The sequence below is a fragment of the Pararhodobacter sp. CCB-MM2 genome (genome assembly GCF_001691415.1).
Taxonomy (GTDB): domain Bacteria; phylum Pseudomonadota; class Alphaproteobacteria; order Rhodobacterales; family Rhodobacteraceae; genus Pararhodobacter.
Genome location: NZ_LRRR01000020.1, coordinates 39,224 through 54,129 on the forward strand (window position 1 = coordinate 39,224; position 14,906 = coordinate 54,129).

General features: G+C 67.4%; 12 protein-coding genes. 10 read left to right on the forward strand and 2 right to left on the reverse strand.

What is annotated here, in order from left to right:
* Window positions 1–339 precede the first annotated feature (339 nt).
* The 5 genes from acnA to BCY78_RS17020 all read left to right on the forward strand — a co-directional run bounded on the left by acnA (window position 340) and on the right by BCY78_RS17020 (window position 6,925).
* Window positions 340–3,090, forward strand: a complete 2,751-nt coding sequence (gene acnA / locus BCY78_RS17000) for an aconitate hydratase AcnA (protein WP_068304289.1) — start codon at window positions 340–342, stop codon at window positions 3,088–3,090.
* A 382-nt stretch (window positions 3,091–3,472) separates the two neighbouring features.
* Window positions 3,473–3,805 carry a preprotein translocase subunit YajC gene (gene yajC / locus BCY78_RS17005; RefSeq protein ID WP_068304291.1) on the forward strand — a complete coding sequence of 111 codons (333 nt, stop codon included), beginning with the start codon at window positions 3,473–3,475 and terminating at the stop codon, window positions 3,803–3,805.
* A 102-nt stretch (window positions 3,806–3,907) separates the two neighbouring features.
* The gene (gene secD / locus BCY78_RS17010; RefSeq protein WP_068304292.1) at window positions 3,908–5,572 is read left to right on the forward strand and encodes a protein translocase subunit SecD; all 1,665 of its coding nucleotides are present in this window, start codon (window positions 3,908–3,910) and stop codon (window positions 5,570–5,572) included.
* Window positions 5,573–5,585: 13 nt separating this feature from the next.
* Window positions 5,586–6,560 carry a protein translocase subunit SecF gene (gene secF / locus BCY78_RS17015; RefSeq protein ID WP_068304294.1) on the forward strand — a complete coding sequence of 325 codons (975 nt, stop codon included), beginning with the start codon at window positions 5,586–5,588 and terminating at the stop codon, window positions 6,558–6,560.
* Complete coding sequence (locus BCY78_RS17020) at window positions 6,557–6,925, forward strand: Mth938-like domain-containing protein (RefSeq protein WP_068304296.1); 369 nt, start codon at window positions 6,557–6,559, stop codon at window positions 6,923–6,925. The genes secF and BCY78_RS17020 overlap by 4 nt, the downstream gene beginning before the upstream one ends.
* Window positions 6,926–6,998: 73 nt before the next feature.
* On the opposite strand, the gene BCY78_RS17025 is transcribed toward BCY78_RS17020, so the two are convergent.
* Complete coding sequence (locus BCY78_RS17025; RefSeq protein ID WP_068304349.1) at window positions 6,999–7,808, reverse strand: folate-binding protein YgfZ; 810 nt, start codon at window positions 7,806–7,808, stop codon at window positions 6,999–7,001.
* A 50-nt stretch (window positions 7,809–7,858) separates the two neighbouring features.
* A complete protein-coding gene (locus BCY78_RS17030; protein ID WP_083195109.1) occupies window positions 7,859–8,566 on the reverse strand; it encodes a tyrosine-protein phosphatase in 708 nt (235 codons plus the stop codon).
* 98 nt (window positions 8,567–8,664) lie between these two features.
* On the opposite strand from BCY78_RS17030, the gene BCY78_RS17035 reads away from it, so the two are divergent.
* The 5 genes from BCY78_RS17035 to BCY78_RS17055 all read left to right on the forward strand — a co-directional run bounded on the left by BCY78_RS17035 (window position 8,665) and on the right by BCY78_RS17055 (window position 14,893).
* On the forward strand, window positions 8,665–9,894 hold the full coding sequence (locus BCY78_RS17035) for an alanine--glyoxylate aminotransferase family protein (RefSeq protein ID WP_068304298.1): 1,230 nt from the start codon (window positions 8,665–8,667) through the stop codon (window positions 9,892–9,894).
* Between the two features lie 91 nt (window positions 9,895–9,985).
* Window positions 9,986–10,720, forward strand: a complete 735-nt coding sequence (locus tag BCY78_RS25630) for a DUF3592 domain-containing protein (protein ID WP_068304301.1) — start codon at window positions 9,986–9,988, stop codon at window positions 10,718–10,720.
* A 59-nt stretch (window positions 10,721–10,779) separates the two neighbouring features.
* Complete coding sequence (locus BCY78_RS17045) at window positions 10,780–11,436, forward strand: DUF3592 domain-containing protein (protein WP_158515948.1); 657 nt, start codon at window positions 10,780–10,782, stop codon at window positions 11,434–11,436.
* A 65-nt stretch (window positions 11,437–11,501) separates the two neighbouring features.
* Window positions 11,502–13,790: a xanthine dehydrogenase family protein molybdopterin-binding subunit gene (locus BCY78_RS17050; RefSeq protein ID WP_068304305.1), complete on the forward strand. Its 2,289-nt coding sequence runs from the start codon at window positions 11,502–11,504 to the stop codon at window positions 13,788–13,790.
* Window positions 13,787–14,893 (forward strand): pyridoxal phosphate-dependent aminotransferase, encoded by a 1,107-nt coding sequence (locus tag BCY78_RS17055; RefSeq protein ID WP_068304307.1) that lies wholly within the window; start codon window positions 13,787–13,789, stop codon window positions 14,891–14,893. The genes BCY78_RS17050 and BCY78_RS17055 overlap by 4 nt, the downstream gene beginning before the upstream one ends.
* Window positions 14,894–14,906: the final 13 nt, after the last annotated feature.

A 14,906-nucleotide genomic window follows, 5' to 3' on the forward strand; every position in this document is an offset into this window, starting at 1 on the left:
ACGCAAGCCGGGGCAACCCGCCCGGGGGCCGGTTACACCAGCTTGTGACACCCCGGCAACGCCGCGTGAGCCTGACCGCCACACCCTGCCCTGCCAAGGTTGCGAGCGTCGAAAATTGGCCACTGGGCCGGGAGACCCAATGCCACAAGGCTCCCCCTTCTCCCCGGAGCGCAGGACCGCTTGGCAGCCCCGTGGCAAGGCGCCGCCGGATCGGGCGCTAACACCGATTTTCTGTGCACAATGGTATACAAAATGCCGTCGCCCCCCTTGATCGGTGGGGCCAGATGAGGCATGTGCAGGACAGCCAAACCCCTCTTGACCCGAAGGGAGCCTCCCCCAATGACTGTTATCGTCGGTAAAGACACCGCCAAGACGCGCAAGACGCTGACCGTTGGCGGTCAGTCGATCGCCTATTATTCGATCCCGGCCGCTCAGGCCGCGGGCCTCGGCGACTTCTCGAAGCTGCCCGCTTCGCTGAAAGTCGTGCTCGAGAACATGCTGCGCTTCGAGGATGGCGGGTTCACCGTCTCGGTCGAGGACATCAAGGCCTTCGCCGAATGGGGCGCCAAGGGCGGCAAGAACCCCCGCGAGATCGCCTATCGCCCGGCCCGCGTGCTGATGCAGGACTTCACCGGCGTGCCCGCCGTGGTCGACCTCGCCGCCATGCGTGACGGCATCAAGGGCCTCGGTGGCGACGCCCAGAAGATCAACCCGCTGGTGCCCGTCGACCTCGTGATCGACCACTCGGTGATGATCGACGAATTCGGCAACCCGCGCGCCTTCCAGAAGAACGTCGACCTGGAATACGAGCGCAACATGGAGCGCTACGAGTTCCTGAAATGGGGCCAGACCGCGTTCGAAAACTTCCGCGTCGTGCCCCCCGGCACCGGCATCTGCCACCAGGTCAACCTGGAATACCTCGCGCAGACCGTCTGGACCGACAAGGACCAGTCGGGTGAGCAGGTCGCCTACCCGGATACGCTCGTCGGCACCGACAGCCACACCACCATGGTCAACGGCGCGGCCGTTCTGGGCTGGGGCGTGGGCGGTATCGAGGCCGAGGCCGCGATGCTCGGTCAGCCGATCTCGATGCTGATCCCCGAAGTCGTCGGCTTCAAGCTGACCGGCAAGATGGTCGAAGGCACCACCGGCACCGACCTCGTGCTGAAGGTCGTGCAGATGCTGCGCAAACACGGCGTGGTCGGCAAATTCGTCGAATTCTACGGCGAAGGCCTCGACAACCTGCCGCTGGCCCAGCGTGCGACGATCGCCAACATGGCACCGGAGTACGGCGCGACCTGCGGCTTCTTCCCGATCGACGACGAGACCCTGCGCTACCTGCGCAACACCGGCCGCGACGAAGCCCGCGTGGCCCTCGTCGAAGCCTATGCCAAGGAAAACGGCTTCTGGCGTGGCTCGGACTATGCGCCGATCTACTCGTCGACGCTGGAACTGGACATGGGCACCATCGTGCCGGCGATCTCGGGCCCGAAACGCCCGCAGGACTACGTCGCGCTGACCGACTCGTCCTCGTCCTTCACCAAGGTTGTCGCCGATTACCGTGGCCTCGACATGTCGGACGCTGCGAAGGACATGGCCGACGAAGGCCCCGTCGCGACCAAGCCGGTCGACATCTGCAAGACCGCAGCCGTCGAAGGCGAAGACTACCAGCTGCGTGACGGCTCGGTCGTGATCGCCTCGATCACCTCGTGCACCAACACCTCGAACCCCTATGTGCTGATCGGCGCCGGCCTCGTGGCCCGCAAGGCCCGTCAGCTGGGCCTGAACCGCAAGCCCTGGGTGAAAACCTCGCTGGCGCCGGGCTCGCAGGTCGTCGAGGAGTATCTGAAGGCCGCCGGCCTGCAGGACGATCTGGACGCTGTCGGCTTCAACATCGTCGGCTTCGGCTGCACCACCTGCATCGGCAACTCGGGTCCGCTGCAGCCCGAGATCTCGAAGGCGATCAACGAAAACGACCTGATCGCGACCTCGGTTCTGTCGGGCAACCGGAACTTCGAAGGCCGCATCTCGCCGGACGTCCGCGCCAACTACCTGGCCTCGCCGCCGCTGGTCGTGGCCTATGCGCTGGCAGGTGACATGAACATCGACCTGACCTCCGAGCCGCTGGCGCAAACCGCCGACGGCAAGGACGTCTACCTGAAGGACATCTGGCCGACCGATGCCGAGATCGCCGAGCTGGTCGACCGCGTCGTCACCCGCGAAGCCTTCCAGGCCAAGTATGCCGACGTCTTCAAGGGCGACGAAAAATGGCAGGGCGTGAAGGTCTCGGGCGGTGAAACCTACGACTGGCCGGCCTCGTCGACCTACATCCAGAACCCGCCCTACTTCCAGGGCATGTCGAAGGAGAAGGGCCATATCGCCCCGATCACCGGCGCCCGGGTTCTGGCTGTGCTGGGCGACATGATCACCACCGACCACATCTCGCCCGCGGGTTCGTTCAAGGCGACCACCCCGGCCGGCAAGTACCTGACCGAGCGTCAGGTCGCGCCGAAGGACTTCAACAGCTACGGTTCGCGCCGCGGCAACCACGAAGTCATGATGCGCGGCACCTTCGCCAACATCCGCATCAAGAACGAGATGCTGGACGGCGTTGAAGGCGGCTACACCAAGGGCCCGAACGGCGAACAGACCTCGATCTACGACGCCGCGATGGAATACCAGGACGCCGGCGTGCCGCTGGTGATCTTCGGTGGCATCGAATACGGCGCCGGCTCGTCGCGCGACTGGGCGGCCAAGGGCACCAACCTGCTGGGCGTCAAGGCGGTCATCGCCGAGAGCTTCGAGCGTATCCACCGCTCGAACCTCGTCGGCATGGGCGTCATCCCGTTCGAGTTCACCGGCGGCGACACCCGCAAGACGCTGGGTCTGACCGGCGACGAGACGGTGGCGATCGACGGGCTGTCGGACGACATCAAGCCGCTCTCGACCGTGCCCTGCACGATCACCTTCAAGGACGGCTCGACCAAGACCATCCAGCTGAAGTGCCGCATCGATACGGAAATCGAGGTGGATTACGTCAAGCACGGTGGCGTGCTGCACTACGTGCTGCGCGATCTGGCCAAGAGCTGATCGGTCCCGATCCGAGATTGAAAGGCCCCGCCCCGTGCGGGGCCTTTTGCTGTTGTGGCTGCCGGAGAGGGGTTTCGCCCTTGTCCCCCGCCCCTTCGGGACGGGCTCCGCGGGCGACCGGGGGCCTCGCTACGCTCGGCCGCCTGAAGGAAGGAAGGGGGCGCTGCCCCCTCGCCCTGCGGGCTCACCCCCGGGATATTTTAGGAACGAAGATGACAAGGGGCGCGACGCAGGGAGCTTCGAGCCTGAACACGGGGGTGTTATCGCTCGCGGCTGCGGCGTTTTCCCCTCCCCCCCTCGCTTGAACTCGTATCAGCCCCCATATAGGGTGCGCGCCAATTCTGCCGGGCTTTCCCGGCCCGATGATCAACCGAGGAGCCCCATGTTCATCACCCCCGCCTTTGCCCAGACCGCCGGTGCCGCCGGTGCGGGCAGCCTCGTCTCGTCGCTCGTCCCCTTCGTCCTGATCTTCGGGATCATGTGGCTGCTGCTGATCCGTCCGCAGCAGAAGAAGGCCAAAGAGCACCGCAGCATGATCGAGGCCCTGCGCCGGGGCGACCAGGTCGTCACCGCGGGCGGCCTGATCGGCAAGGTGTCGAAGGTCAAGGAAGACGGCGAGGTCGAGATCGAAATCGCCGAGGGGGTCAAGGTCCGGGTGGTCCGTTCGACGATCACCGGCGTGCTCTCCAAGACCGAGCCCGCGGTCAGCGAATAAGCCGCTCTCTCCCGGCCGCCGCGCTCCTGCGCTGCGGCCTTTCGCGTTTCCGGGCCCCGGCGTTCCCGCCTCACGGGCCCGTTCGCATCGCAAGGTATCCCCATGCTGCAACTGTCCCTGTGGAAGCGCGCGCTGATCTTGCTGATCTGCCTCGGTGCCGTCGCTTTCTCTGCCCCCAACCTGTTCTACGACCGGGTCGAGCGTCACAATGACGCCGTCACCGCCATCGAGGCCGGCACCGACACCGCCGAGACCCAGGCCGCCCGCGCGCTCTGGCCCGACTGGCTGCCCACCGACCTCGTGAACCTCGGCCTCGACCTGCGCGGTGGCGCGCATCTTCTGGCCGAAGTCCATGTCTCCGACGTCTATGCCGACCGCATCGACGCCCTCTGGCCCGAGGTCCGCGACCTGCTGCGCGGCGAGCGTGCGACCTTCGGTGGCGTGCGCCGCATGCCGTCCGATGATGCGGGCACCCTGCGTGTCGCCATCGCCAATGCCGAGCATCTGCAACAGGCGCTGACCATGGTTCAGACGCTGTCGCAGCCGATGCAGACCCTGACCGGCATCGGCCAGCAAGACCTCGACATCCATATCGAGGGCGAGCAGATCGTCGTCACCCTGTCCGAGGCCGAGCGTCTGGCCACCGATGATCGCACCATGCGCCAGTCGCTGGAGATCATCCGCCGCCGCGTCGACGAAGTCGGCACGCGCGAGCCGACGATCCTGCGTCAGGGCGCGGACCGCATCTTGATCCAGGTGCCCGGCATCGGCTCCGCCGAGGAGCTGAAGGACCTGATCGGCACCACGGCCCGCCTGACCTTCCACCCAGTGGTCCGCGTGACCTCGGATGCCGAGGCCTCGCTGGAAGCCCGCCAGATGATCGCACCGTCGATGAACGATGAGGGCCTCTACTACATCCTCGAATCGACGGCCGTCGTCAGCGGCGAGCAGCTGACCGACGCCCAGCCGACCTTCGACCAGAACAACCGCCCCGCCGTGAGCTTCCGCTTCAACCCGGCCGGTGCGCGGGCCTTCGGCGTCTACACCGCCGAGAACATCGGCAGCCCCTTCGCCATCGTGCTGGACAACGAGGTCGTCTCGGCCCCGACCATCCAGTCGGCCATCCCCGGCGGCTCGGGTATCATCACCGGCCGCTTCACGGTTGAGGAATCGACCCAGCTGGCCGTGCTGCTGCGTGCCGGCGCCCTGCCCGCCCAGATGACCTTCCTCGAAGAGCGCACCATCGGCCCGGAACTGGGTCAGGACAGCATCGACTCGGGCAAGATCGCCGCCGTGGTCGCCATGGTGGCCGTGCTGCTGTACATGGGCCTCAGCTATGGTCTGTTCGGCTGGATCGCGAACCTGGCGCTGGCGTTCAACATCGCCATGATCTTCGCCATCCTCTCGCTCATCGGCGGCACCCTGACACTGCCGGGCATCGCCGGGATCGTGCTGACGATCGGTATGGCCGTCGACGCGAACGTGCTGATCTTCGAGCGTATCCGCGAGGAACTGCGCACGACCCGTGGCCCTGCCCGCGCCATCGAGCTGGGTTACGAGCGGGCGATGTCGGCCATCCTTGACGCCAACATCACCACCTTCATCACCGCCGCCATCCTGTTCGCCCTCGGCTCGGGCCCGGTGCGCGGCTTTGCCATCACGCTGGGACTGGGGATCATCACCTCGGTCTTCTCGGCGATCTTCGTCACGCGGCTGATCATCGTCTGGTGGTTCGAACGCCGCCGTCCCAAGACGCTGAACCTCTGAGGAGCCTGCCATCATGTTCCGTCTGAAAATCGTCCCTGACGACACCAACTTCAACTTCATGGCGCCGTGGAAATACACCTTCGGCCTGTCCATGATCCTTGTGGTCGCCTCGATCGTCGCCTTCTTCTCGATCGGGCTCAACTTCGGCATCGACTTCCGGGGCGGCACCTCAATCCGGACCGAGGCCACCCAGCCGATCGACATCGGCGCCTACCGCGACGCCATTGCGCCGCTGGAGCTGGGCGACGTGGCCATTACCGAGGTCTTCGACCCGACCTATGGCCCCGAGCAGAACGTCGCCATGATCCGCATCCAGGCGCAGGGCGAGGCCGAATCCGTCACGCCCGCGACCCTGTCGCAGGTCGAGGCCGCGCTGCAGGGCTATGACGACACGCTGCAGTTCACCTCGGTGGAATCGGTGGGTCCGAAAGTCTCGGGCGAGCTGGTGCAGGAAGCGATCCTCGCCGTCATCGCCGCCCTCGGCGCGGTGCTGGTCTACATCTGGCTGCGGTTCGAGTGGCAATTCGCCCTCGGGGCCGTCGCCGCGCTGGTGCACGACATCATCCTGACCATCGGTGTCTTCGTCGTGCTGCAGATGCGCTTCGATCTGACCACCATTGCGGCCCTGCTGACCATCGTCGGCTATTCGCTGAACGACACCGTGGTGGTCTTCGACCGCGTCCGCGAGAACCTCATCAAGTTCAAGCAGCGCCCGGTCGAGGAGATCATCAACCTCTCGCTCAACGAGACGCTGACCCGCACCTTGATGACCTCGTTCACCACCCTGATCGCACTGATCTCGCTGTTCGTGCTGGGTGGCGACGTGATCCGCGGCTTCGTCTTCGCGATGATCTGGGGCGTCTTCGTCGGTACCTGGTCGTCGGTCTATGTGGCTGCGGTCGTCGTGAAGCGCCTCGGCGTGAAGCGTGATTGGGGCAAGGGCGCCGACAAGGCCGGAACCCAGTTCAAGACCTCGGACGCGAAATGAAACTGACCGAGATCGACTTCGGTGAAGCGAAGCCCATCGAGGGCTATGGCGCGGATTACTTCCGGCTGGATGGCACCGCCCATCCTGCGCCGGTGGTGATCGCGCCGGGTCAGGTTGTGGCCTGGGGCGGGATTGGCGACCTCGAGACGCTGAAGCCGCTCGCCGGTCAGGTGGACGTGCTGTTCATCGGCATGGGCCCGGACGTGGCCCATCTGCCGCCTGAGTTCCGCAAGGCGCTGGACGAGGCCGGTGTCCCGGCCGAGGTCATGGCCTCACCCGCCGCCTGCCGGACCTACAACGTTCTTCTGTCCGAAGGCCGCCGCGTCGCCGTGGCGCTGTTGCCGGTGGGCGAGACAAAGGCCTGAACGGGCCTGCAGCAAAACGAAAACGGGCGCGCCCTCACGGCGCGCCCGTTTTTCATCGCCGGGTTCAGGCTGCTCAGACCCGCTCGGCCTCGGGGACGCTCACCGCGACGCCGTCGGCAGTCAGGGGTCCTTCGGCCCGGTCCAGCCGCATCAGCGCCAGCCCCTTGCCGCCCGATTGGGTGTACAGCACCCCGGCCTCGCGCCCGTCGGCCATCAACACCGGCGTACCGACCGGCACCGACGCCGCCACCTCCACCCGCACCAGACGTTTGCGCAGGGTGGTCTTGTGGTGCATGCGGGCGGTGACCTCCTGTCCCACATAGCAGCCCTTGCGGAAATCGACGCCGCGCAGACGCTCGAACTCCAGTTCGAGGATGAAACTGTCGCCCGACACCAGCTCGGCCCCCGTCTCGGGCACGCGGGCGGCGATGCGGAGCGCATCCCAATCGACCGCCTCGCCCTGCTCCAGCGCCGCGCCATACAGCCGCCAACCCATCCCCTCGGCCCGCGGATCCGCCAGCGCGCCCTCGGGCGCCGGGCCCACGCCAAGCGTCACCGGCATCGCCACCGGCTCCAGCGCGACTTGGCTGCGCAGCTTGAACATCGACAGACGCCGTGCCAGATCCTCGACCAGATCCTCGGCCACATCGACAAGGATCGCCTCGCCCTGCACCACGAGGAAGAAATCCGCGATCAGCTTGCCCTGAGGCGTCAGCAGCGCGGCATAGCCGATCCCCTCGCGCATCACGCGGCCCATGTCCTGCGTCACGAGGCCCTGCAGGTACTTCTCACGGTCCGGCCCCGTCACCCGCAACAAGGCACGGCCCGAAACGGGAGCGCAACGGGTGTCAGGCGAAAGCGGGGGCGTCTGGGTCTGGGTCATGCCCCCGATATAGGCGCGCGATCCGGTCAAGGACAGCCCCGCGGCCGTGGCTATCGCTTGAGCCAGCGCTGGAAACGCTCGGGCAGGCCCTCAGGGTCGTAAAGAGTTGCGGCCCAGTCGCGCATCCCTATGCCCTCGGCCTCGCCCTGCGCCGCGTAGTCCCGCAAGATCTGGCCCATCAGCCCCGCCCGCCCGCGCGGATTATGGCCATGCAGCCACGACAAGGCCCGCGAGGCCTCGGCCACACTGTCGCCCTGCCGCAGGATCCGCCACAAAGCCACGGCCAGCCCGGTCCGATCGGCCCCGGACTTGCAATGCAGCACGACCGGCGGCTCAAGCTCCGTCAAAAGATCCACCAGCGCCAGCAGCATCGCGCGATCGGGCGCCTTGCGCGAGATCAACGGCAGGTCGATCAGTTCCAGCCCCTCGGCCCGGCAGGCCGCTGCCTCGTACAGATACGGCCCGCGGTCCGAGGCCCCGCGCAGGTTCACCACCCGCTGGATCCCCATCGCCGAGAACCGCGCGATATCCAGCGGCCCCGGTTGATTCGAGCGCCAGACGCCCGGCGCCACCTGCGCACGGGTCTTCCACCAAAGCCGCAGCGCGCCGTGATCCTGCCAAAGCGCCTGCGCCCATGCCGCGCGCCTCTCGGCCGCGCTGCGCTGCGTGACGCAAACCACCCGCTCGGCCAATTCCGTTTCGGCCAATGCCGCCTCGATCATCCCGTCCGTCTCCGCAAGGGGCGGGAACGCGCCCATGATGCAGGCAACCGCGCAGAGCCTGCATCTTTACACCTGTTCAGCGTTGACCCTGCTCGGGCCCGGATCTAACGATATCGGCGTAAGGAGACACTGCTATGACCCTGTCCAACGGACGCACCTACCTCGCCATTCCCGGCCCGTCGGTCATGCCCGACCGCGTGCTCAACGCGATGCATAACGCCGCGCCGAACATCTACGAGGGCGACCTTGTGGACATGGTCGCCGGCCTGCGCGAGGACCTGAAGACCGTAGCCCGGGCCAAGCAGAACCTCGCCATCTACATCGGCAACGGCCACGCGACCTGGGAAGCGGCGAACACCAACGTCTTCTCACGCGGGGACAAGGCCATCGTGCTGGCGACCGGCCGTTTCGGCCACGGCTGGGCGGAACATGCCGCCGCGCTGGGGGTCGAGGCGCTGATCACCGATTTCGGCCTCAACTCGCCCATCGACCTGAACCGGGCCGAGGCCGCGCTGAAAGCCGCGCCCGACGCCAAGGCCGTGCTGGTCACGCATGTCGACACCGCCACCTCGGTGCGCAACGACGTCGCCGCGATCCGCAAGTTGATGGATGACCTCGGCCATCCGGGCCTTCTGATGGTCGATTGCATCGCCTCCCTTGGCTGTGACGAGTTCCACACCGAGGCCTGGGGCGTCGACGTGATGATCACCGCCAGCCAGAAGGGTCTGATGACCCCGCCGGGCCTCGGTCTGGTGTATTTCTCGGACAAGGCCCGCGACGTCGGTGCCAAGGCCGATCTGCGCACCCCCTATTGGGACTGGCGCACCCGCGGCAGCGCCAAGTTCTTCTATGAGAACTGGTTCGGCACCGCGCCGACGCACCACCTGTTCGGCCTGCGCGAAGCCGTCACCATGCTGCTGGAAGAGGGCATGGAGAACGTCTGGAACCGCCACACCGCGCTCGCCTCGGCCGTCTGGGCCGCGGCAGAGGCCTGGGGCACCGACGGCGCCTTCCGCCTGAACATCGCCAATCCCGAGCACCGCGCCCATGCCGTGACCGCCGCCCGCCTCTCGGGCGCCGACGGCACGCGCCTGCGTCAATGGACCGAGCATGAGGCCGGTGTCACGCTGGGCATCGGCCTCGGTATGGCCGAGCCGGGCGATCCCAAGGGCGACGCCTTCTTCCGCCTCGCGCATATGGGTCATGTGAACGCACCGATGACCCTCGGCATGCTGGCGGTGGTCGACACCGGGCTCAAGGCGCTTGGCATTCCGCATGGATCGGGCGCGCTGGATGCGGCGGCCCGCACCCTCGCGGATTTCAGCGCCGGGGCGAAACTGGCCTCAACCTCGAACGCGGCCTGAAGTTTTTCTCGCGAATTGAAGGCGCCGGTTTTGAACCCGGCGCCTTTTTGCCTAGACTGACCGGAAAGCGACCCCTTTCCGGAGCCTGCTCATGTCCCGACCGCGATTGTCGCTCAAGGCCGCGACCAGCCCAGTGACCCTCTGGCTGGGGTTGGTCCTTGTCGTGCTGATGGCCGTCTTCGGCTACGGCGCCAGCCAGACGCTGGGCGAAGCCGCCCTGCTCGCCCGGGACGGGATCGAGACCTCCGCCGTTGCCATCGACCGGGCCCGTGAGCGGCACCGCAGTGGCACCGGGCGGATCCGCATCACCTATGCCATCGTCCTGCGCTACGAGGATCAGACCGGCGCGCCCCATTTCGCCCGGCAACCCGCCAGCTCGTCGGAATATGACAATTTCGAACCGGGCGAGGTCGTCGCCCTGCGCTACTCAGCCTCTCGCCCCGAGATCTGGGAGCTGTCCGACGGCGGCACCCAACGCACCGCTTGGGGCGCCCTCACCGGCGCCACGATCTTCGGCGTCTTGGCCGCCGCCAGCCTCGGCGCCTACGCCCGCGGCCTGTTCCGCCAGCGCCGCGCAGCCCGCAAGGGACAGCCGATCGTCGCCGAGGTCACGGACATCCGCCGCTACGGTCGCCGCAAGGGCGGCAAACGCCCACCCCGGGCCGAGATGGCATGGATCGGCCATGCCTATGGGGGTGGCGCCACCGGCCTGATCGCCGGGCGGACCCGCCCGCTTCCCCGCGCGGACCTGCCCCCGGAAGGCAGCGAGATCACCGTCTGGATCGACCCCAAAAGTGGTCGTGGCTATTGGGAGGGAGAGTTTTGACCCAAACCACCCCCCGCCCGGCCCCGCCGCCTTTCCGCCCGTTCCGAAGCGCTGCCTTCGTGATCGGACTGCTTCTGATGCTAGCCGCTGCCGGCCTGCTGGCCCTCTCGGCGTGGCATGCGTTTGAGGCCTCGACACTGGCGCGCGGCGGCGTGCAGGTCGAGGCCCTGATCCCCGACCGCCGGATCGATGACCGCCGCTCGACCAATGGCACCCATCAGCGCAGCTACCGCGTCACGGCGCGCTACACCCTCCCCTCGGGTCCGACGACCACCCGCGAGTTCGGCGTGTCCGAGAGGTTTTACGAACAGGCCCGCCCCGGCACATCGTATCCGGTCACGCTGCTGCCCGACGCCCCGGAGATCGCCCAGCTCGACCCTGGCCGAAATGCGGCGGTCGGTGGGATGTCACTCTGGGTCGGGCTGGCGCTGCTGCTGGCCGGCGGTGGACTTTGTGGCCTCGGTCAGCGCGCCCATCAGCCGCTCCGTCGCGCGGCCCGCCACGGCGAACGGCGCGAGGCCGAGGTCCGCGCGATCCAGCCCGTCAACGCCGCCTCTCCCTCGCCCGCGATCCTCGCCTTTCGCGACAGCGCCGGCGTGATCGGCACCTCCCGCCCCTACCCGGCCGTCGATCTGCCCGCGTTGGGCGAGACTGTCACCGTCTACGCCGATCCCGCGACCGGCCGCACCTTCTGGGAGCGCGACCTGCAAGGCTGATCGCCTGCCCCTTGCCCTCGGCCCCTGCGCTTGTATCCTCCCGCCCGACAGGATGGGGGAGGATCATGCGCGCATTCGGAAAATCGCAAGGCGTCGCCCGACGCGAGGATATCCGCTTCCTCACCGGCACCGGACGCTATCTGGCGGACACCCTGCCCGAGGGCTGCCTGCACGCCGCCTTCCTCCGCGCACCCGTCGCGCATGGGGTGATCACCGAACTCGACACCTCGGACGCCAAGGAGATGCCCGGCGTCCATGCCGTTCTCACCGCCTTTGACCTGAAGCAGGCGGGCGTCACGGCGGGCCTCTGGGCCGTGCTGTCCAAGGACCGTCTCGGCCGCCAAGGCCGCGCCACGCACCGCCCGATCCTCGCCGATGGCGTCATGCGCCATGTCGGCGAGCCCGTCGCCATGGTCGTGGCCGAGACGCTGGAACAGGCCCGCGACGCGGTCGAGGCGATCCTCTTGGACTTCGACGAACAGCCCGCCCATCTGGACCTCTGGCGCGGCGGCCCTCTCGTTCATGCCGAGGTCGCTGAGAACCTGCCCGTCGAATTCCACCTCGGCGACACCGAGGCCGTCGAGACCGCCTTCGCCAAGGCCGCGCATGTGACCACCCTCTCGGTGCGCCAGAACCGCGTCACCACCGTCAGCATGGAGCCCCGCGCCGCGCTGGCCGATTGGGACGGCGAGCGGCTGCATTTCGCCTTCAACGGCCAGGGCGTCTGGAACCACAAGCGCGAACTCGCACGCGTGCTGAACCTGACGCCTGAGCAGGTCCATGTCACCACGCCGGACGTGGGCGGCGGCTTCGGCATGAAGACCATGCAATACCCCGAGCAATACGCGACCGCGCAGGCGGCGATCCAGCTGGGCCGCCCGGTCGCCTGGATCTCCGACCGCTCGGAAGCGATGCTCGCCGACAACGGCGCGCGGGATCTGGAAAGCACGGCGGAACTGGCCTTTAACGCCGACCACCGCATCCTCGCCTACCGGGTCAACACGCGCTCGAATCTCGGCGCCTACAACTCGCAATTCGCCCAGAACATCCAGTCCGAGCTGTTCTCCAAGGTCTTCACCGGCGTCTACGCCATCCCCTGCGCGACCCTCGACGTCGAGGGCATCTACACCCACACCACCCCCGTCGACGCCTATCGCGGCGCCGGCCGGCCCGAGGCGATCACGCTCTTGGAACGCACCATGGACACCGCCGCGCGCGAGCTGGGCCTCTCGCCGTTCGAGCTCCGTCGCCGCAACTTCATCCCCGAAGCCGCCTTCCCCTACACCACGCCCGGCGAGATGACCTATGACGTCGGCTCCTTCGCCCGCGTGCTGGCCCGCGCCGATAACCTCGGCGAGGTCGACGGCTACGAAGCCCGGCGAAAAGCCAGCGAAGCCAAGGGGATGCTGCGCGGCTTGGGCCTCGCCTATTACATCGAATCCATCCTTGGCGAGGATACCGAGGGCGCGGTGATCGAATTCACCGAGACGGGCGTGAAGCTCTATGTCGGCACCCAGTCGAATGGTCAGGGGCATGAGACCGTCTATGCCCAATACCTCGCCGACATCACCGGCCTGCCGTTCGAGCAGATCGAAATCGTCCAGGGCGACAGCGATCTGATCGTGCGTGGCGGCGGCACCGGCGGATCGCGTTCGGTCACCGTGCAGACCACGGCGGCGCATGGCACGGCCGAACAGATGGTCGCCGCCTTCACCAGTTTCCTCGAAGCCGAGATCGAGGCCGCTCCCTTCAGCTTCGAGGACGGCATCTTCTCGGCCCCCGGCTCGAACCGCCGGCTGACACTGTTGGAGGCCGCCGACCTCGCGCGTTCCAAAGGCCGCACCGACCTTCTGCGCCATGAGAAGCGCACGAAACTGCCCGGGCGGTCGTTCCCCAACGGCGCGCATCTCTGCGAGGTCGAGATCGACCCAGAGACCGGCGCGCTGAGGCTGGACCGCTACCTTGCCGTCGATGACCTCGGCGTGCTGATGCATCCGCAGCTGGCCGAGGGGCAGGTGCATGGCGGTGTCGTGCAGGGTTTCGGGCAGGCGGTGATGGAAGACATCGCCTTTGACGCCGATGGCCAGTTGCAGACAGGCAGCCTGATGGATTACGCCGTTCCGCGCGCGGCGGATGTGCCGAACATCCGCTTCGTCAGCGAACCCACGCCGTCGAAGAACAACCCGATCGGCATGAAGGGCTGCGGCGAGGCCGGCACCGTCGGTGCGCTGGCCGCCCTGTCCAATGCCGCGCTGGATGCGCTCTGGCCGCGCGGGGTGCGCCATGTCGACATGCCCCTGACCCCGCTCCGCGTCTGGAGCTGGCTGCAGAACCCTGAGGAAACCGCCGAATGAGCCCCCGCTACACCGCCCTCGTGCAGACCCTGCCCGCCACCGTACCCTTCGTCGGCCCCGAGACGCAGGAACGCGCGCGCGGCGGCGCCTTCGAGGCCCGTTTGGGCGCCAACGAGAACGGCTTCGGCCCCTCGTCCCGCGCTATTGCGGCGATGGAGGCCGCTTCGGCGGGCCAGTGGATGTATGGCGACCCTGAGAACCACGACCTGAAACAGGCGCTTGCCGCGAAGCTGGGCGTCAGCCCCGCCAATATCATCGTGGGCGAAGGCATCGACGGGTTGCTCGGTTATCTGGTCCGGCTGCTGGTGGAACAGGGCGATCCGGTGGTCACGTCCGAGGGCGCCTATCCGACCTTCAACTACCACGTCGCAGGCTTCGGCGGCACCCTGCACAAGGTGCCCTACAAGGGCGACCACGAGGACCCCGAGGCGCTGATCTCCAAGGCTACCGAGGTCGGCGCGAAGATCGTCTACCTTGCGAACCCTGACAACCCGATGGCCAGCTGGCACCCGGCCGAGGTGATCCAGAAGGCCATTGATGCCGTGCCGGCGGGCACCCTGCTGGCGCTGGACGAGGCCTATATCGAATTCGCCCCCGAAGGCACTGCCCCGGCGATCGACCCGAGCGACGAGCGCGTGATCCGCTTCCGCACTTTCTCGAAGGGTTACGGCATGGCGGGCGCGCGGGTGGGCTATGCCATCGCTGCACCGGGCCTCGTCGCGGCCTTCGACAAGGTGCGCAACCATTTCGGCATGAACCGCGCGGCGCAGATCGGCGCGCTGGCCGCCCTGCAGGACGAGGCCTATCTGGCCGAAACCGTCGCCAAGGTGGTGGCCGCCCGCGCCCGCATCGGCCAGATCGCCGCCGATAACGGGCTCACCGCCCTGCCCTCGGCCACCAATTTCGTCACCATCGACTGCGGCCGCGACGGCGATTTCGCCCGCAAGGTGCTGGCCGGGGTGGTGAAGCGCGGGGTCTTCATCCGCATGCCCTTCGTCGCGCCGCATGACCGCTGTATCCGCGTCAGCGTCGGCCCCGACGCCGAGCTCGACGCCTTCGCCCGCGTCCTGCCCGAGGCACTGGCGGAAGCCCGCACCGCCTGATCACCAAACCGAT

What these genes read in the sequence shown, in the direction of transcription:
- BCY78_RS17020 (WP_068304296.1), top strand. Translation starts at nt 6,557, where the DNA reads ATGAAACTGACCGAGATCGACTTCGGTGAAGCGAAGCCCATCGAGGGC.
- BCY78_RS17050 (WP_068304305.1), top strand. Translation starts at nt 11,502, where the DNA reads ATGCGCGCATTCGGAAAATCGCAAGGCGTCGCCCGACGCGAGGATATC.
- BCY78_RS17025 (WP_068304349.1), bottom strand. Translation starts at nt 7,808, where the DNA reads ATGACCCAGACCCAGACGCCCCCGCTTTCGCCTGACACCCGTTGCGCT.
- BCY78_RS17030 (WP_083195109.1), bottom strand. Translation starts at nt 8,566, where the DNA reads ATGGGCGCGTTCCCGCCCCTTGCGGAGACGGACGGGATGATCGAGGCG.
- yajC (WP_068304291.1), top strand. Translation starts at nt 3,473, where the DNA reads ATGTTCATCACCCCCGCCTTTGCCCAGACCGCCGGTGCCGCCGGTGCG.
- secF (WP_068304294.1), top strand. Translation starts at nt 5,586, where the DNA reads ATGTTCCGTCTGAAAATCGTCCCTGACGACACCAACTTCAACTTCATG.
- acnA (WP_068304289.1), top strand. Translation starts at nt 340, where the DNA reads ATGACTGTTATCGTCGGTAAAGACACCGCCAAGACGCGCAAGACGCTG.
- BCY78_RS17055 (WP_068304307.1), top strand. Translation starts at nt 13,787, where the DNA reads ATGAGCCCCCGCTACACCGCCCTCGTGCAGACCCTGCCCGCCACCGTA.
- BCY78_RS25630 (WP_068304301.1), top strand. Translation starts at nt 9,986, where the DNA reads ATGTCCCGACCGCGATTGTCGCTCAAGGCCGCGACCAGCCCAGTGACC.
- secD (WP_068304292.1), top strand. Translation starts at nt 3,908, where the DNA reads ATGCTGCAACTGTCCCTGTGGAAGCGCGCGCTGATCTTGCTGATCTGC.
- BCY78_RS17035 (WP_068304298.1), top strand. Translation starts at nt 8,665, where the DNA reads ATGACCCTGTCCAACGGACGCACCTACCTCGCCATTCCCGGCCCGTCG.